A 17,020-nucleotide genomic window follows, 5' to 3' on the forward strand; every position below is an offset into this window, starting at 1 on the left:
CACGTGCCCTTTTTGCGTTCTGCGTCAGCGAGCCTTACTTCACCCGCATCCCCGGCTTCGCGCCGCTGTGCGGCTCGAGGATATAGAGGCCCGGCTCCGCTTTCTCATCCGCGGCCGAAGCAGCCAGCACCATCCCCTCCGACAGCCCGAATTTCATCTTGCGCGGCGCGAGGTTCACCACCATCACGGTCAGCTTGCCGATCAGATCCTGCGGCTGATACGCCGACTTGATGCCGGAAAACACATTGCGCGTCTTTTCCTCGCCGACGTCGAGCGTCAGTTGCAGCAGCTTGTCCGAGCCCTCGACCGCCTTGCAGTCGACGATCTTCGCAATGCGCAGATCGACCCTGGCGAAATCGTCGATGGAAATGGTGCCTTCGGACTCCGGCTCCTTCGCCTTGGCATTCGCTGCCTTCGTGGTGGACGCCGCCGCCGCTGCCGCGGCCGCGCCTTCCTGCCCCGGCTGCAGCGACTCGCGGTTCGCCGCAAGCAAGGCCTCGATCTGCTTCGGATCGACGCGCGTCGTCAGGTGCTTGTACGCGTTGATTGGCTGCTGCGAGGAGAGCGGCTTCGCGGCGTCGGCCCAGACGAGCGGCGCGATGCCGAGGAACGCCTCCACCGCTTCCACAAGCTTCGGCAGCACCGGCTTCAACGCGAGCGAGAGCAGGCGGAACGCTTCCAGGCTCACGGTGCACGTTTCGTGCAGGGCGGCCGAATTCGCCGGATCCTTCGCCTGATCCCACGGCTTCGCGGCATCGACGTAATGATTCACCGCGTCGGCGAGTTCCATCGTCGTGCGCAGCGCCCGGCCGTATTCACGCGACTCGTAGAGCGCGGCGATGTGCGCGATCTCGCCGCGCAGCCGGGCGATGAGCGGATGGTTCATCGCGCTGTCCTGCACGCGGCCGTCGAAGCGCTTGATGAGAAAACCCGCCGCGCGGCTCGCGATATTCACGTACTTGCCGACGAGGTCGCTGTTCACGCGCGCCTGGAAGTCCTCGAGGCTCAGGTCGATGTCTTCCATCGTGCTGTTGAGCTTCGCCGCGAAGTAGTAGCGCAGCCACTCGGGGTTGAGCCCCGTGTCGATCACGCTCTGCGCCGTGATGAACGTGCCGCGCGACTTCGACATCTTCGCGCCGTCCACCGTCAGGAAACCATGCGCGAACACGTTGGTCGGCGTGCGGTGACCCGAGAACTGGAGCATCGCGGGCCAGAAGAGCGTATGGAAATACAGGATGTCCTTGCCGATGAAGTGATACTGCTCGGTGCCCGAGCCGGGCTTCACCCATGCGTCGAAATCGATGCCGCGCGCGTCGGCAAGATTCTTGAAACTCGCGTAGTAGCCGACCGGCGCGTCGACCCAGACGTAGAAATACTTGCCCGGCGCGCCCGGAATCTCGAAGCCGAAGTAGGGCGCGTCGCGCGAGATGTCCCAGTCGGCGAGCTTCGCGTCGCCCTTGTCGCCGAGCCACTCGCGCATCTTGTTGGTCGCCTCGGGCTGCGCGAGGCCGCTCACCCAGCCGCGCAGGAAGTCCTCGCAGCGCGGGTCGGAGAGGCGGAAAAAGTAGTGCATCGAGGTCTTGCGGACAGGCGTGGCGCCCGACACCACCGAGTACGGGTTGACCAGTTCGGTCGGCAGGTAGGTCGAGCCGCAGACTTCGCAGTTGTCGCCGTACTGGTCCTTCGCGCCGCATTTCGGGCACTCGCCCTTGATGAAGCGGTCCGGCAGGAACATTTCCTTGACGGGGTCGTACGCCTGCTCGATGTCGCGCGCGTCGATGAAGCCCGCTTCCTTCAGCGAGCCGTAGATCTTCTCGCACAGGACGCGGTTTTCCTCGGCGTCGGTGGAGTAGTAGTTGTCGAACGAGATGCCGAAGCTGTCGAAATCGCGCTTGTGCTCCTGCCAGACGCGGTCGATCAGGGCTTTCGGCGTGATGCCCTCCTTCTCGGCGCGCAGCATGACCGGCGTGCCGTGGGTGTCGTCGGCGCCGACGTAGTAGACCTCGTGACCGTGCATTCGCAGCGCCCGCACCCAGATGTCCGTCTGGATGTACTCGACCATGTGGCCGATGTGGATCTGGCCGTTCGCATAGGGAAGCGCGGACGTGACGAGAATCTGGCGGCGGCCGGCGGGAGCCGGAGTCGCGGCGGGGGCGGTGGCGGAATTCGGTGCTGACATAGAGGCGCGGGCCTGCGGATAGGGTGAGGGAATCTGCGCAACAGGCAGAATGACGATTTTAGCAGGGGAGCGCGTTTGGCCGGGGAGGGAGGCTGGCGGCAGAGCGATGGGAGCGCGGACCGGAAAACGGGCGGCACGGATGCAGCGAGTGCGCGATGCAGGGCGGCCGCGAAAAAGGGCGCGTCCAAAAAAAACCGGGGCTATATGGCCCCGGAGCAACAACGACAAGAGGAGAATGGCAGGTGGCGGCATCGCCAGCCACCTACCGATAAGACAGACAAGCAACGCGCGGCCAAGTTTCAAATTTTTTTCGGTTCCATGACCGGAACGGCCGCGACGCCCTCGCAGTGCGTCATTTCTCCTTTTAAATCAACGTGCTTACTTGACCTGACCCGGCTGCGCCGTCGCACGCAGGTAGATTTCCACGCGGCGATTCTGCGCGCGGCCGGCTTCGGTGTTGTTGTCCGCGATCGGCTGGTTCTGGCCAAGCCCTTCCGCTGACAGACGCTGCGCCGCCACGCCGTGAGCCGCCAGATACGACGACACGCTCTGCGCGCGGTTCTGCGACAGGGTCTGGTTGTACGCCGGCTGGCCGGTGCTGTCCGTGTGGCCGACGACCTGCGCGATCAGCTCGGGATGCTGGACGAGCGTCTGCGAGACTTCGTTCAGGACCGGGGTGAACGAAGGCTTGATGGCGTAGCTGTTCGTGTCGAACGAGATCGAATTCGGGATGTTGACCTTGAGCGATCCGTCCTGCTGCTCGGTCACCTGCGTGCCCGTGCCCGCCGACGCGCCCGAGATCTTGCTCTTGATGGCCTGCCAGTTGTAGCCCGTCACGCCGCCCACCGCCGCGCCGACGCCCGCGCCGATCGCCGCGCCCTTGCCGCCGCCGAAGATCGCGCCGAGGCCGGCGCCCGTTGCCGCACCCACGCCCGTGCCGACGGCCGTGTTGGTGCCTTGCTGCGATGCGCAGCCTGCGACGAGCACGCCCGCCACCGCGAAAACAGACAAACGGGTCAAGAGTTTTGCGTTCATTCTCAATTTTCTCCAGTAATCAACTAATCGGTCCGCCCGACCGCGCGCCGACAGCGCAAAAGGGTCTTCGGGCGGGCCATTGCCGCAGCCACTACAATGACGGTTGGGGCCCGAGCGCGGAACCAGCGATGCGTCCCTGAAACATTGCAGCGTCGGATAGTGCAATGCGATGCCATCCCGCGCAACGGCACTTAACAATTCCTTTCAATTTGTTGCGTTTGTTGCGCACGGTTCGATCCACGCCGCCAACGAGCGTTCCCCATGGAGTTTCAATGAGTATTGACCGCGCACAGATCGATGCCGCCCTCGCCGCATTGATCGACCCGAACACCAGCCGCAGGTTCGCAGACACCAAGAGCATTCGCAACGTGTCGGTGGAAGGGGCCAAAGTCGGCGTGAAGGTGGTGCTCGGCTACCCGGCGAAAACCCAGTTCGACGCGATCCGCGCGCTCGTCGAAGGCGCGCTGCGGCAGGTGCCCGGCGTCGCCGAAACCGACGTGGACGTCTCCTCGCAGGTGGTCGCCCACGCGGTCCAGCGCGGCGTGAAACTGCTGCCGAACGTCAAGAACATCATCGCGGTGGCGTCCGGCAAGGGCGGCGTCGGCAAGAGCACGACGGCCACGAACCTCGCGCTCGCGCTCGCCGCGGAAGGTGCGTCGGTCGGCATGCTCGACGCCGACATCTACGGCCCGTCGCTGCCGATGATGCTCGGCATCTCGGGCCGCCCGGAGTCGCCCGACAACCAGTCGATGAACCCGCTCACCGGCCACGGCATCCAGGCGAACTCCATCGGCTTTCTGATCGAGCAGGACAATCCGATGGTGTGGCGCGGCCCGATGGTCACCTCGGCGCTCGAACAACTGCTGCGCCAGACCAACTGGAAGGATCTGGACTATCTGATCGTCGACATGCCGCCCGGCACCGGCGACATCCAGCTTACGCTCTCGCAGAAGGTGCCGGTGACGGGCGCGGTGATCGTCACGACGCCGCAGGACATCGCGCTCCTCGACGCCAAGAAGGGCCTCAAGATGTTCGAGAAGGTCGGCATTCCGATTCTCGGCATCGTCGAGAACATGAGCACGCACATCTGCTCGAACTGCGGCCACGAGGAGCACATCTTCGGCGCGGGCGGCGGCGAGCGCATGGCGAAGGAGTACGGCGTCGAGATTCTCGGCCAGCTGCCGCTCGACATCGCGATTCGCGAGCGCACCGACGCCGGCCAGCCGACCGTCGTCTCCGACCCCGGCGGCCGGATCGCGGAGACCTACCGCGCGATCGCGCGCAAGGTGGCGATCTCGATCGCCGAGCGCCAGCGCGACATGACTTCGAAGTTCCCGAGCATCGTCGTCCAGAACACCTGATCTTCGCCAGGCTTTCCCGGCGTGCGAGGCGTTGTGGGGCGCGGCTCGCGGTATCATGTCGCCTTCGATGGTGCGGCAGCGCGGGCGCAGGGGCGCTCGCGGCCGCCAAAAGGATCGCATGAGACAAAGATTCGACGGGCGCTCGCTTGCTGCCTTGATCGCGATGGCCGCCGGCAGTGTCCTGCTGAGCGGCTGCGGCATCATTTTCCAGAACCACGAGAAACGCGCGGACGCCGTGCTGCTGCCCACGCCGGGCAATGCGACGCGCGGCACGGTCGCGCTCATCGAGCGCGCCGACGGCGTGCAGGTTTCCTACAACCTGTCAGGTATGCCGCCGAACAGCGAGCACGCGCTGCAGGTGCATGAGCGCGGCGACTGCATCGTCATCAACCAGCCCGACGCGGGCCCGGTGTTCGCGCCGGTGTCCGAGCGCAGGCGCTCGAATTCGCGCCTCGAGGGCGATCTCGCCAATATCCGCGCCGACGCGAACGGCACGGCCACCGGTTTCATCGTCGCGCCCGACATCTCGCTCGACGGCGTGCGCTCGGTGCTCTCGCGCGCCATCCTGCTGCACCGCGACGCCTCCGACCCCTACGCGGCGCCGCCGCACAGCGCCGGCCCCGCGCTCGCGTGCGGCGTGATCCGGCAGTAGCCGCGCTTGCGCTGCCGCACTTCGCGGTGAAGCCGCGACGCGTCACGCCATTCAAGTAAAATACGCGCTTTCGTTTGGCCGGTACCGCTTTCGAAGGGCTTCCGGCCATGCCCGTTTCAAGCACGGCGGGGCCGACCGGCCTGAGCCGCTCACCGTTGGGTAGCGTCCCCTTATGAGCATCAAATCCGACAAGTGGATTCGGCGCATGGCCGAAGAGCACAAGATGATCGAGCCGTTCGTGCGCGATCAGGTGCGCGTGGCCGAAGACGGCCGCAAGATCGTCTCCTACGGCACGTCGAGCTACGGCTACGACATTCGCGTGGCCGACGAATTCAAGATCTTCACGAACATCAACTCGACCATCGTCGATCCGAAGAATTTCGACGAGAAGTCGTTTGTCGACTTCAAGGGCGATGTCTGCATCATTCCGCCGAATTCGTTCGCGCTCGCGCGCACGGTCGAGTATTTCCGCATCCCGCGCTCGTGCCTCACCGTGTGTCTCGGCAAGTCGACGTATGCGCGCTGCGGGATCATCGTCAACGTGACGCCGTTCGAACCCGAATGGGAAGGCTACGTCACGCTGGAATTCTCGAATACGACACCTTTGCCTGCGAAAATCTACGCGAACGAGGGCGTGGCGCAGGTCCTGTTCTTCGAAAGCGACGAGATCTGCGAGACGTCGTACGCGGATCGCGGCGGCAAGTACCAGGGCCAGCACGGCGTGACCCTGCCGAAAACCTGACGCGCCGAGCGCAGTGAAGCAACGCCAACCGTAACCGGTTGCCGAAAGACCGCTGGAATCGAGCATCGAGCACTCGGCCAGCGGTCGTTCCATTTGGAGATTCGCCCAATGAAGTTCCGTTTCCCCGTCGTCATCATCGACGAAGACTTTCGCTCCGAGAACATCTCGGGTTCCGGAATCCGCGCGCTCGCGGAGGCGATCGAGCGCGAAGGCGCCGAGGTGCTCGGGCTCACGAGCTACGGCGACCTCACGTCGTTCGCGCAGCAGTCGAGCCGCGCGTCGTGCTTCATCCTGTCGATCGACGACGACGAACTGCTGCCGTACGCCGAGAACGTGGTCGTGGCGGACGGCGACACGCCGGAGCTGGCCGCGGCGATCATCGCGCTGCGCGCATTCGTCACGGCCGTGCGCCGCCGCAACGCCGACATCCCGATTTTCCTCTACGGCGAAACGCGCACGTCGCGCCATCTGCCGAACGACATCCTGCGCGAGCTGCACGGCTTCATCCACATGTTCGAGGACACGCCGGAATTCGTCGCGCGCCACATCATCCGCGAGGCGAAGGTCTATCTCGACTCGCTCGCGCCGCCGTTCTTCAAGGAGCTCGTGCAGTACGCGGAGGAAGGCTCGTACTCGTGGCACTGCCCGGGGCATTCGGGCGGCGTCGCGTTCCTGAAGAATCCGCTCGGGCAGATGTTCCACCAGTTCTTCGGCGAGAACATGCTGCGCGCGGACGTGTGCAACGCCGTCGACGAACTCGGCCAGCTGCTCGACCACACCGGCCCGGTCGCCGCGTCCGAGCGCAACGCGGCGCGCATCTTCAGCGCGGACCATCTGTTTTTCGTGACCAACGGCACGTCGACGTCGAACAAGATCGTCTGGCACGCCACCGTAGCGCCGGGCGACATCGTGCTGGTCGACCGCAACTGCCACAAGTCGATCCTGCACGCGATCACGATGACGGGCGCGATCCCGGTATTCCTCACGCCGACGCGCAATCACTTCGGCATCATCGGCCCGATTCCGCGCGACGAATTCAAGCCCGAGAACATTCGCAAGAAGATCGAGGCGAATCCGTTCGCGCGCGAGGCGCTCGCGAAGAATCCGAACCTGAAGCCGCGCATCCTGACGATCACGCAGAGCACCTACGACGGCGTGATCTACAACGTCGAGATGATCAAGGACCTGCTCGGCGACCTGCTCGACACGCTGCACTTCGACGAAGCGTGGCTGCCGCACGCCGAGTTCCACTCGTTCTACCAGGACATGCACGCAATCGGCGCGGGCCGTCCGCGCACGGGCGCGCTCGTGTTCGCGACGCACTCCACGCACAAGCTGCTCGCGGGCATTTCGCAGGCGTCGCAGATTCTCGTGCAGGACAGCGAGAACAGCACGTTCGACCGCCATCGCTTCAACGAGGCGTACCTGATGCATACGTCCACCAGCCCGCAGTACGCGATCATCGCGTCGTGCGACGTCGCCGCGGCGATGATGGAGCCGCCGGGCGGCACGGCGCTCGTCGAGGAATCGATCGCGGAGGCGCTGGATTTCCGCCGCGCGATGCGCAAGGTCGATGCCGAATACGGCGACGAATGGTTCTTCAAGGTCTGGGGCCCGGAAGCGCTGGCCGAAGAGGGCATCGGCGACCGCGAGGAATGGATCCTGAGGCCGAACGACCGCTGGCACGGCTTCGGCCCGCTCGCGGAAGGCTTCAACATGCTCGACCCGATCAAGGCCACCATCATCACGCCGGGGCTCGACGTGGACGGCGAATTCGGCGAGACCGGCATCCCGGCCGCGATCGTGACGAAGTACCTGGCGGAGCACGGCATCATCGTGGAGAAGACGGGGCTCTATTCGTTCTTCATCATGTTCACGATCGGCATCACGAAGGGCCGCTGGAACTCGATGGTCACCGAACTGCAGCAGTTCAAGGACGACTACGACAACAACCAGCCGCTCTGGCGCGTGCTGCCGGAATTCATCGCGCAGCATCCGTCGTACGAGCGCATCGGCCTGCGCGACCTGTGCGAGCAGATTCACAGCGTCTATCGCGCGAACAACATCGCGCGGCTCACCACCGAGATGTACCTGTCGAGCATGGAGCCCGCGATGAAGCCGTCCGAAGCGTTCGCGAAACTCGCGCACCGCGAGATCGACCGGGTGCCGATCGACGAGCTCGAGGGCCGCGTGACGAGCATTCTGCTCACGCCGTATCCGCCGGGTATTCCGCTCCTGATTCCGGGCGAGCGCTTCAACCGGACGATCGTCGATTACCTGCGCTTCGCGCGCGAGTTCAACGAGCGCTTCCCGGGATTCCATACGGACATCCACGGGCTCGTGGGCGAGATGATCAACGGACGCATCGAATATTTCGTGGATTGCGTGCGGAATTGATGCGCATCTGACTGATGAGAGAACGGCCCGCTTTGTGCGGGCCGTTTTTTTTCAATCGAGGATGTGCGGCGGCGTTTGCGAAACGGGTGCCGGCACGCGCCTGAAGTCCGGATCGGCGGCCATGTCGTGAAGCGCGTTTTCCAGCGCCGCGCACATCGTGTTCAGCGCGAGATCGTTTTCCTCGGTGCCAAACGGGTCCTCGATCTGCGCGGCGATCGCTTCGAGCGCCATGAACGCGTAGGCGAGCAGCAGCGCAAAGAGCGGCGTGAGCAGCCCGGCGCCGTCGACGAGGCCGAACGGCAGGAGCGCACAGAAGAGATAGACGGTGCGGTGAATCATCACCGAGTACGAGAAGGGCAGGGGCGTCGTCGAGAGCCGCTCGCAGCCGCCGATCACTTCCGATAGCGCATCGAGATTGCGGTCGATGGCGAGCATCCCGAAGCCGTCGATGGAGCCTTCGCGCACGCGCGCCGCCACCCATTCGCCGAGCCAGAGCGCGATCGTCGCCGGGCGGCACTGCGCATCGATCACGCGTGCGTAGAGTTCGGGCGGCAGGCGCGGGGCGAGGTCTTCGCGGGCATCGGTGCCGCGCAGCTGATGGCGCAGCGCGTGGGCGAAACCACCGAGCGCGGCGATGAAGCGGCGCGTGTCGGCGGGGTCGCGCTCACCGGGCAGGCTGAGCGCCTGCCGCGCGAGCGAGCGCGCGCAGATTGCGAGTTCGCCCCAGAGCTTGCGGCCTTCCCACCAGCGATCGTAGCTCGCGCGGTTGCGAAAGCCGAGGAACACGGCGAGCGCGATGCCGATGAGCGCGAACGGCGGCGTGCCGAGCCCGGCCGGATAGCTGCGCATGTGATCGTGCATGAAGATCGCGACGATCGACAGCGCGAGGATCAGCAAGAGGCGCGGGACCAGCTGGGGCAGCACGGAGCCACGCCAGACGAACAGCAGGCGAAACCAGTGCAGTTTGGGACGGATGATCATGGAAGGAGCCTGATACGCAGTCCCGTGATTATCTCGAAATTAGGGCGTCTGGCATTGGGGCATAGGGTCGCGCACGGACGCACGTTGCCTGACAGATGCATGACGATCCTTTCGGCACACGTAAAAAAAGCTGCCCGCACATCGTCGTGCGGACAGCTTTCATTCTGACGCGCTGCGCGTGCACCTGTCACGGGCAGCGTCGTTCACCGCGATCTCAAAGCGCCTCGCGCGCCGCCTTCGCCGCGGCCCGTACCTGATCCGGCGCCGTGCCGCCCGCGTGATCGCGGCTTGCCACCGACCCTTCGAGCGTCAGATAGCCGAACACGTCGTCCCCGAGCAGGTGCGCGACGTTCGGCAGCTCGCCGCGCATCTCGTCGAGCGACAGGTCCGCCAGATCGCAGCCGCGGTCCACGCAGATCCGCACCGCGTGCGCGACCGCTTCGTGCGCGTCGCGAAACGGCAGGCCGCGCTTCACCAGATAGTCGGCGAGATCGGTTGCCGTCGAGAAGCCCTGCAGCGCCGCCGCGCGCATCGCCTCGGGCTTCACGGTGATGCCCGCCGCCATTTCCGCGAAGATGCGCAGCGTGTCGGCGACCGTATCCACCGTGTCGAAGAGCGGCTCCTTGTCTTCCTGATTGTCCTTGTTGTAGGCGAGCGGCTGGCCCTTCATCAGCGTGAGCAGCGCCATCAGATGCCCGTTCACGCGGCCGGTCTTGCCGCGCGCGAGTTCCGGCACGTCGGGGTTCTTCTTCTGCGGCATGATCGACGAGCCGGTGCAGAAGCGGTCCGCCAGATCGATGAAGCCGACGCGCGGGCTCATCCACAGCACGAGTTCTTCCGAGAAGCGCGATACGTGCGTCATCACGAGCGCCGCCGCTGCCGTGAATTCGATCGCGAAATCGCGGTCCGACACGGCGTCGAGCGAATTGGTACAGATGCCGTCGAAGCCGAGCGTCTTCGCCACCGCGTGACGGTCGATCGGGTAGCTCGTGCCGGCGAGCGCCGCGGCGCCGAGCGGCAGGCGGTTCACGCGAACGCGGCAGTCGCGCATGCGCTCGGTGTCGCGCGTAAACATTTCCACGTAGGCGAGCAGGTGGTGGCCGAACGTCACCGGCTGCGCGACCTGAAGGTGCGTGAAGCCGGGCATGATCGTGGCGGCGTGCTGCTCCGCGAGGCCGATCAACGCGCCGCGCAGGTCCTTCAGCAGCGCGACGATGCGGTCGATCTCGCCGCGCAGCCACAGGCGGATGTCGGTCGCGACCTGGTCGTTGCGCGAGCGGCCGGTGTGCAGCCGCTTGCCCGCGTCGCCGATCAGCGCGGTCAGGCGCGCCTCGATGTTCAGGTGCACGTCCTCGAGATCGAGCTTCCATTCGAACTCGCCGCGCTCGATCTCGCCCTTGATCTGCGCCATGCCGCGCCGGATCGCGTCGAGATCGTCCGCGCCGATGATCTTCTGCGCGGCGAGCATCGAGGCGTGCGCGAGCGATCCTTCGATATCGACGAGGGCGAGCCGCTTGTCGAAGAACACCGACGACGTATAGCGTTTGACGAGTTCCGACATCGGCTCGGAGAAGCGAGCCGACCAGGCTTCGCCTTTTTTGTGCAGTTGGGACGTCATGGTGATGTTGGGTTCGGGACAGTGGCGATGAGCGGGCGGCGCAGGGCCGGGGAATCCGCGATTTTAACATCGGCGCTTTCCCGGTTACGTCCGGCTACGAAGACCGCAACGGGAGGTCCTGCCGCCTCAGGCGGTCGGCGCGAGCTTGCCGGTCATGACGACCGGGCCGCTCGGCCCGTCCGGATTCGGCGAGCCGCCCATCGGTTCGACGGATACCGCGAGCGTCGGGAACGCATCGACGGAGGCGACTTTCATGCGCGCCATACCGTTTGCCGGCAGGACGCCGAGCGACACCGGACGGCCCTCCTTCGTCAGGCCCCACAGCTGCATCGACTTGCCGGCCGGGGTGGCCGCGCCGCTCATGCGGCGCACGGTCATCTCGGAGGTGCGGTCGTCCCACATGACGAGCATCATCGGGCGGGCGTCCTTGTCGGCGAGCGTCGCGACATACGCGATGTGCGGCTCCCCGGCCACCTGCGTGGCGGGTGCGGGGACGGGCGCCAGCTGCCGCACGCCGACGACGAGCGCAAGCGCGGCCACCGCCGTCGCCGCCGCCGACCAGCCGCGCCAGAACGACAGGCTGTCGAACCAGCGCGGCCTGGCGGCTTTCGCCGGTTCGCGTGGCGCGGGACGCACGGCGGTATCCGCCGCGGCGTCTTCGCGCCGCGCGCCGGCGAGCGCGAGCCGCTGTTCGATCGCGTCCCACACGGCCTGCGGCGGCGTGGCCGCCGGCCCGAGTTCGCCCAGAGCGGCGAGGCGCGCGCGCCATGCCTCGATCGCGAGACGGATCGACGGATCGTGCCGCGCGATGCGCTCGAAGCGCCGCCGCGAGCCGCCGCGCAGCACGCCGAGCGTGTACTCGGCGGCGAGACGGTCGACGAGACCCGGATGGCCGTGCAGATTCATCGCGCGCCTCCGAGGCACGCCCTGAGCTTTTCGAGGCCGCGCCTGATCCACGATTTCACGGTGCCGAGCGGGACTTTCATCACCTCGGCCACTTCGTAGTGGCTCTGGTCGCGCAGGTAGGCGAGCGCGACAGCCTGGCGCTGGTTCGGCTCGAGCCGCCCGATGCACGTGCGCAACTGCCGTGCTTCCTCGCTCATCAGGGTCTGCTCGGAGGGATCGGCTTCGTTCGCCGGCAGGATGTCGTCCAACGCTTCGCTCCATTCCGTCTGGGCGCCCGCGCCGCCAGCCTTCTGCCGCCGCAGGTAGTCGAGCGCGCGGTTGCGCACGATCGCCGTCATCCAGGTCATCGGCGCGGAGAGGCCGGCCCGGTAATCGCCCGCATACCGCCAGATGTTGACGAACGCGTCCTGCAGGACTTCCTCGGCCCACTCTCGCCTGATCAATATACGCAGCGCGAGGCCGAACAGTTTCGACGACGTGAGATCGTAAAGCGTGCGCAACGCCGAGGCGTCTTCGACGGCGACGCGTTCGAGCAGCTTCACAAGCGTGTCGGGAGTCGGGTCGTGGGGGAGGGCTGTCGTCATGGCACCGTTGAAGGAGTCGGCGCGGCTATCTTACCGAACTCTTTCGGAATGCTCCGAAGCGCTTTCGCGCGGAATTTCGCCGCTGCGTGCATCCGCGCGCCTTTCGGCTGCGTAAGGGAAAGAAGGGGCGGGGAAAAGCGCGGGAGATCAGGAAGGGCGTGAGGGTGCCTTGCCTTGACGTGCCACGCCGTGCCACGCGCGCCGCTGGCGCCCGGTGGATGTCCTCGCGCGTGTCCCCGCTCTCCACCGGCGCATCCATCCGGTGGAGAGCGGTTTTGCCCGGTCGTGCGGCCGGGCATTTTTTCGCGCGCCGCTTGCGTCCTGGCGCTCGTGCCGCGCGGCCTGTTTGGCGGCGCGGGTTCAGTCGCTGCCGACGAGAATCACGAGCTTCAGATCCTCCCGGTGCGCGGGCTTGAACGTGATCTGGTCATAGACGAGCCGCCCGCGCACCGGATGGTTGAACGCGCGCGCGCCGCCTTCGCGCTCGCCGACGTCCTGCGAGGCCCAGAAGCGCGCGAACGCGTCGCTTGCCGTCAGGAGGCCGTCGATCAGCGCACGCGTCGGCGCATCGTTCAGATGGCGGATCGTATCGGCGCGAAACTCGGCGACGAGCCGCCGCGCCCGCGTCTCCCAGTCGACCACCAGCTCGCTCGCCTCGGGACGCGTGAACATGTAGGTGAGGAGATTGCGGTCGTTCGCGCCGTCCAGCCAGCCGACGAACAGGTCGGCCGCCTGCGGGTTCCAGCGCAGCGCGTTCCACTGGCGGTCGAGCACGTAGGCGGGCGCGCCGACCAGCGCGACGGTTTTCAGCAGCGCGGCGGGCGCGTCGAGCGCGGCGGGATCGGGCTCGGCGGGATCGCGCTGGGCCGCGAGCTCGAACAGATACGCCCGCTCGGCGCGCGAAAGCTGCAGCGCGACCGCGATGCGCGCGAGCGCATCGGCGGAAGCGGATACCGGGCGCCCCTGCTCGATCCACGTGTACCAGGTCGGACTCACGCCGCACAGTTGCGCGACTTCCTCCCGCCGCAGTCCCGGCGTGCGGCGCCGCGGCGCGGGCGGCAGGCCGACGGCGAGCGGCGACAGCCGTTCGCGATGCGCGCGGATGAAGTCGCCGAGCGCGCGGGCGGGCGTGGCGTCGAGAGCGGGCGCGCCGGTCCCGGCTTTCTCGGAAGGCTGCGTGGTCATGAGGCGTCGGGGCGTCGTGCGGTTGGGCAGGTGGTCCTGATACCAGAATAATCGTTCGATGGGTACTGGTACAGAACGGGGCGTATTGTAGCTGTTGGCGCGTGCTTTCGAGCAGGCGCCGTGGTTCGCCTGGCGAGTGAATCCGTTCGCCGCGCGCCGCCCCGTGACATCCAGACCGCACCCAAAACGAATGCGGCACGGACAGCCGCGCGGTTGAACGCGCCTGTCCGTGCCGCAGTGCCATCCTGTCCGGAGCGGTGTGGAACCCGCGTCAGGTCAGCCCGTATTGCGCAGGCCGGCCGCGATCCCGTTGATCGTCAGATGAATCCCCCGCCGCAGGCGCACGTTCTGGTCGCCCGAGCGGTGGCGCTTGAGCAGTTCCACCTGCAGGTGATTCAGCGGATCGAGGTACGGGAAGCGGTTCTTGATCGAGCGCGCGAGCAGCGGGTTGTCGGCGAGCCGCTCGCTCTTGCCGGTGATTTCCGAGAGCACGTTCGACGTGCGCTCCCATTCGCCCACGATCCGCTCGAACACGTGCTTTCGCAGCTTTTTGTCTGCGACGAGCTGCGCGTAGCGCGACGCAACCGCGAGATCGGTCTTCGCGAGCACCATGTCCATGTTCGAGAGCAGGTTGGCGAAGAACGGCCAGCTCTTGTGCATCTTCTTGAGCGTGGCGAGGCGCTTGGCGCGTTCGGCGTCGGAGCCGGCGGCGTCGAGATAGCCGGTCACCGCGCTGCCGAAGCCGTACCAGCCGGTGATGAGCAGGCGGCACTGCCCCCACGAGAAGCCCCACGGAATCGCGCGCAGGTCCTCGATCTTGCGCTGCTTCGGGTCCTGGAGCTTGCGCGAGGCCGGCCGGCTGCCGATGTTCAGCTCGGCGATTTCCGCGATCGGCGTCGAGGAGAAGAAATAGTCGGTGAAGCCCGGCGTCTCGTAGACGAGCGCGCGGTACGAGGCCATTGCGGCGTCGGAGAGCGTTTGCATCGCCGCTTCGAAGAGCGGCAGCTGCGAGGGCGCGCCCTCGTGCGGCAGCAGCGACGCTTCGAGCGTCGCCGCGACGACCGTCTCCAGATTGCGCCGCCCGATCTCCGGATTGCCGAACTTGCTCGCGATCACTTCGCCCTGTTCCGTCAGGCGAATCTGGCCGTCGACGGTGCCGGGCGGCTGCGACAGGATCGCCTGGTAGGTCGGGCCGCCGCCGCGCCCGACCGTGCCGCCGCGCCCGTGGAAGAGGCGCAGCGTCGTGCCGCGCTCCTTGAACAGGGCGACGAGCGCCAGTTCCGCGCGGTACAGCTCCCAGTTCGACGTGAGAAAGCCGCCGTCCTTGTTGCTGTCGGAGTAGCCGAGCATGACTTCCTGCTCGCCGCCCTGGTTTTCGACGAGCGCGTCGATGCCCGGCAGCGCGAAGAACTCGCCCATGATGTGCGGCGCGTTGCGCAGGTCGGCGATGGTCTCGAACAGCGGAATCACCATCAGGCCACGGCGGCAGGGATTCTCGTCGCAGCCGAGACGCCCCTGCAGCACACCCGTTTCCTTCTGCAGCAGCATCACTTCCAGCAGGTCGCTCACGGTTTCCGTGTGCGAAATGATGTAGTTGCGCACGGCGCGGTCGCCGAATTTCTCGCGCGTCACGCGGGCCGCTTCCAGCACGCCGAGTTCGCTCTTCGCGAGATCGGAATAGTCGAAATAGGGCAGCCGAAGCGGGCGCGGCTGCGAAAGCTCGGCGAGCAAGAGGCGCACCTTGTCGTCCTCCGCGAGCGCCGCGTAGTCGCTTTCCACGCCCGCGCACGCGAGCAGCTCCGCCACCACCGCTTCGTGGATGTCGGAGCTTTGCCGCAGGTCGATGCTCGCGAGATGGAAGCCGAACACTTCGGCTGCGCGCGCGAGCGGCGAGAGCCGCTGGCTCGTGAGCGACGCGCCGTGATGCTGCGCGAGCGACTCGACGAGCACGCCGAGATCGGCGCCGAATTCGGCCGCCGACGCGTAAGGCCGCGCGTCGCCGCGGTGCGTGCGCGCCGGTACCACGCCTTCGCCCAGGCGTTCGTCCGCGCTTGCCACGAGCCGCGCGTACACGCCGATCAGCGCGCGCCGGTAAGGCTCGTCGGTGCGGTGGGGGGAGGTGTCCGGCGAAGCGTCGGCGAGCGCCTTCAGCGCGTCGCTCGATCCGGCGAGCAGGTTCGACACCGACAGTTCCGCGCCGAGCTTGTGCACCTGATCGAGATAGTGTTCGAAGATCACGCAGGCCTGGCGCGTGATCGCGCGCTCGAGCGTGGGCGCGGTGACGTTCGGATTGCCGTCGCGGTCGCCGCCGATCCAGCTTCCCATCTGAAGAAACGGCGGCAGGCGCGCGGGCAGGCCGTGCTCGGCGAGCGCGGCTTCGATGTCGGCGTAGAGCGCGGGGATTTCGTCGAGGAACGTCGCGCGGTAGTAGGAGAGCGCGTTCTCGATTTCATCGCCGACGGTCAGACGCGCGTCGCGCAGCATGCGCGTCTGCCAGAGCGACGTGACGCACGCGCGCAGCAGCGACTCGTTGTGCGCGCGCTCGCGGGCGGTCAGTTCCTGGTCGCGCTCGGCGAGCAGGCGCGCGATGTCGTGCTGCGCATCGAGAATGCTCTTTCGCTGCACTTCGGTCGGGTGCGCGGTGAGCACGGGAACGATCAGCGCGTCGTCGAAGAACTTCTGCAGGAGCGATTTCGTCTCCGAGTTCTTCTGCGTTTGCTGCATGCGCTCGATCGCGTAGGCGATCGTGCCCGCCTGCGGCGCGGAGCCGGCGAGCGCATGAATGCGGCGGCGGCGGTTGTGATGCCGGTCCTCGGCGATGTTCGCGAGATGCGAGAAGTAGCTGAACGCGCGCACGACGCTCACGGTCTGCTCGGGCGTGAGTTGCCGCAGGCGCTTTTCCAGCGTCTGCGATGCCTCGCGGTCGTCCTCGCGGCGGAATTTCACGGCCGTCTGGCGGATCGCCTCGACCACGTCGAACACGGCGTCGCCTTCCTGCTCGCGCAGGACTTCGCCGAGCAGGCGTCCCAGAAAGCGGATGTCTTCGAAGAGCGGGCGGTCCTTGTCGTCGCGCGCGCGGCTGGCTGCGCGTCTGACCGGTTCAGCGGGCGCCGCGCCGGCGGCGGCCGGCTGGCTTGCAGCGCCGTTGGCGGGCGCTTTGGCCCGTGCTTTCGCCGATGCGCTGGCCGCGCTTTTCGGCACGGCCTTTTTCGGCTTCGCAGCGACCGATGCTTTCGATGCCTTCGTGGCGGTCGCGGCCATCGTCGCGACGGTGGATGACGGGGACGGCGTCGCGCCGGGGGCGTCGGACGCAGAGTCAGGCAATGCAGCATTGCGGCGCGCGGGGCGCGCCGATCCGGAAGACGTCACGATGGGTTCCT

12 protein-coding genes are annotated in these 17,020 nt (G+C 66.7%); 4 read left to right on the forward strand and 8 right to left on the reverse strand.

Annotation, left to right across the window (positions count from 1 at the left end; all coding sequences use genetic code 11):
* Nucleotides 1–34: 34 nt before the first annotated feature.
* Both metG and BG61_RS02255 read right to left on the reverse strand, forming a co-directional pair.
* Nucleotides 35–2,179, reverse strand: a complete 2,145-nt coding sequence (metG, locus tag BG61_RS02250; RefSeq protein WP_035926327.1) for a methionine--tRNA ligase — start codon at nucleotides 2,177–2,179, stop codon at nucleotides 35–37.
* A 378-nt stretch (nucleotides 2,180–2,557) separates the two neighbouring features.
* On the reverse strand, nucleotides 2,558–3,214 hold the full coding sequence (locus BG61_RS02255) for a YiaD family glycine zipper/OmpA-like lipoprotein (protein WP_035926325.1): 657 nt from the start codon (nucleotides 3,212–3,214) through the stop codon (nucleotides 2,558–2,560).
* A 272-nt stretch (nucleotides 3,215–3,486) separates the two neighbouring features.
* Here BG61_RS02255 and apbC point away from each other — a divergent pair, with 272 nt between their 5' ends.
* The 4 genes from apbC (at nucleotide 3,487) to BG61_RS02275 (ending at nucleotide 8,366) form a co-directional block, all read left to right on the forward strand.
* On the forward strand, nucleotides 3,487–4,575 hold the full coding sequence (apbC, locus tag BG61_RS02260; protein ID WP_035926323.1) for an iron-sulfur cluster carrier protein ApbC: 1,089 nt from the start codon (nucleotides 3,487–3,489) through the stop codon (nucleotides 4,573–4,575).
* Nucleotides 4,576–4,693: 118 nt separating this feature from the next.
* Entirely contained in the window at nucleotides 4,694–5,227 is a 534-nt protein-coding gene (locus BG61_RS02265) for a superoxide dismutase family protein (RefSeq protein ID WP_035926709.1), read from the forward strand.
* Between the two features lie 172 nt (nucleotides 5,228–5,399).
* On the forward strand, nucleotides 5,400–5,969 hold the full coding sequence (gene dcd, locus BG61_RS02270) for a dCTP deaminase (protein ID WP_016344590.1): 570 nt from the start codon (nucleotides 5,400–5,402) through the stop codon (nucleotides 5,967–5,969).
* Between the two features lie 108 nt (nucleotides 5,970–6,077).
* The gene (locus tag BG61_RS02275; protein WP_035926319.1) at nucleotides 6,078–8,366 is read left to right on the forward strand and encodes an arginine/lysine/ornithine decarboxylase; all 2,289 of its coding nucleotides are present in this window, start codon (nucleotides 6,078–6,080) and stop codon (nucleotides 8,364–8,366) included.
* A gap of 51 nt (nucleotides 8,367–8,417) precedes the next feature.
* On the opposite strand, the gene BG61_RS02280 is transcribed toward BG61_RS02275, so the two are convergent.
* The 6 genes from BG61_RS02280 to ppc all read right to left on the reverse strand — a co-directional run bounded on the left by BG61_RS02280 (nucleotide 8,418) and on the right by ppc (nucleotide 17,009).
* Complete coding sequence (locus tag BG61_RS02280) at nucleotides 8,418–9,347, reverse strand: bestrophin family protein (RefSeq protein WP_035926318.1); 930 nt, start codon at nucleotides 9,345–9,347, stop codon at nucleotides 8,418–8,420.
* Nucleotides 9,348–9,561: 214 nt separating this feature from the next.
* The gene (argH, locus tag BG61_RS02285; RefSeq protein ID WP_035926315.1) at nucleotides 9,562–10,965 is read right to left on the reverse strand and encodes an argininosuccinate lyase; all 1,404 of its coding nucleotides are present in this window, start codon (nucleotides 10,963–10,965) and stop codon (nucleotides 9,562–9,564) included.
* A gap of 126 nt (nucleotides 10,966–11,091) precedes the next feature.
* Nucleotides 11,092–11,871, reverse strand: coding sequence for an anti-sigma factor (locus tag BG61_RS02290; RefSeq protein WP_035926706.1), 780 nt, complete (start codon nucleotides 11,869–11,871; stop codon nucleotides 11,092–11,094).
* Nucleotides 11,868–12,455 carry a sigma-70 family RNA polymerase sigma factor gene (locus BG61_RS02295; RefSeq protein WP_035926313.1) on the reverse strand — a complete coding sequence of 196 codons (588 nt, stop codon included), beginning with the start codon at nucleotides 12,453–12,455 and terminating at the stop codon, nucleotides 11,868–11,870. Before BG61_RS02295 ends, BG61_RS02290 begins: the two co-directional genes overlap by 4 nt.
* Before the next feature lie 360 nt (nucleotides 12,456–12,815).
* A complete protein-coding gene (locus BG61_RS02300; RefSeq protein ID WP_035926312.1) occupies nucleotides 12,816–13,640 on the reverse strand; it encodes a helix-turn-helix transcriptional regulator in 825 nt (274 codons plus the stop codon).
* 276 nt (nucleotides 13,641–13,916) lie between these two features.
* Nucleotides 13,917–17,009, reverse strand: coding sequence for a phosphoenolpyruvate carboxylase (gene ppc, locus BG61_RS02305; protein ID WP_035926703.1), 3,093 nt, complete (start codon nucleotides 17,007–17,009; stop codon nucleotides 13,917–13,919).
* Nucleotides 17,010–17,020 lie beyond the last annotated feature (11 nt).

The sequence above is a fragment of the Caballeronia glathei genome (assembly GCF_000698595.1).
Lineage (GTDB): Bacteria > Pseudomonadota > Gammaproteobacteria > Burkholderiales > Burkholderiaceae > Caballeronia > Caballeronia glathei.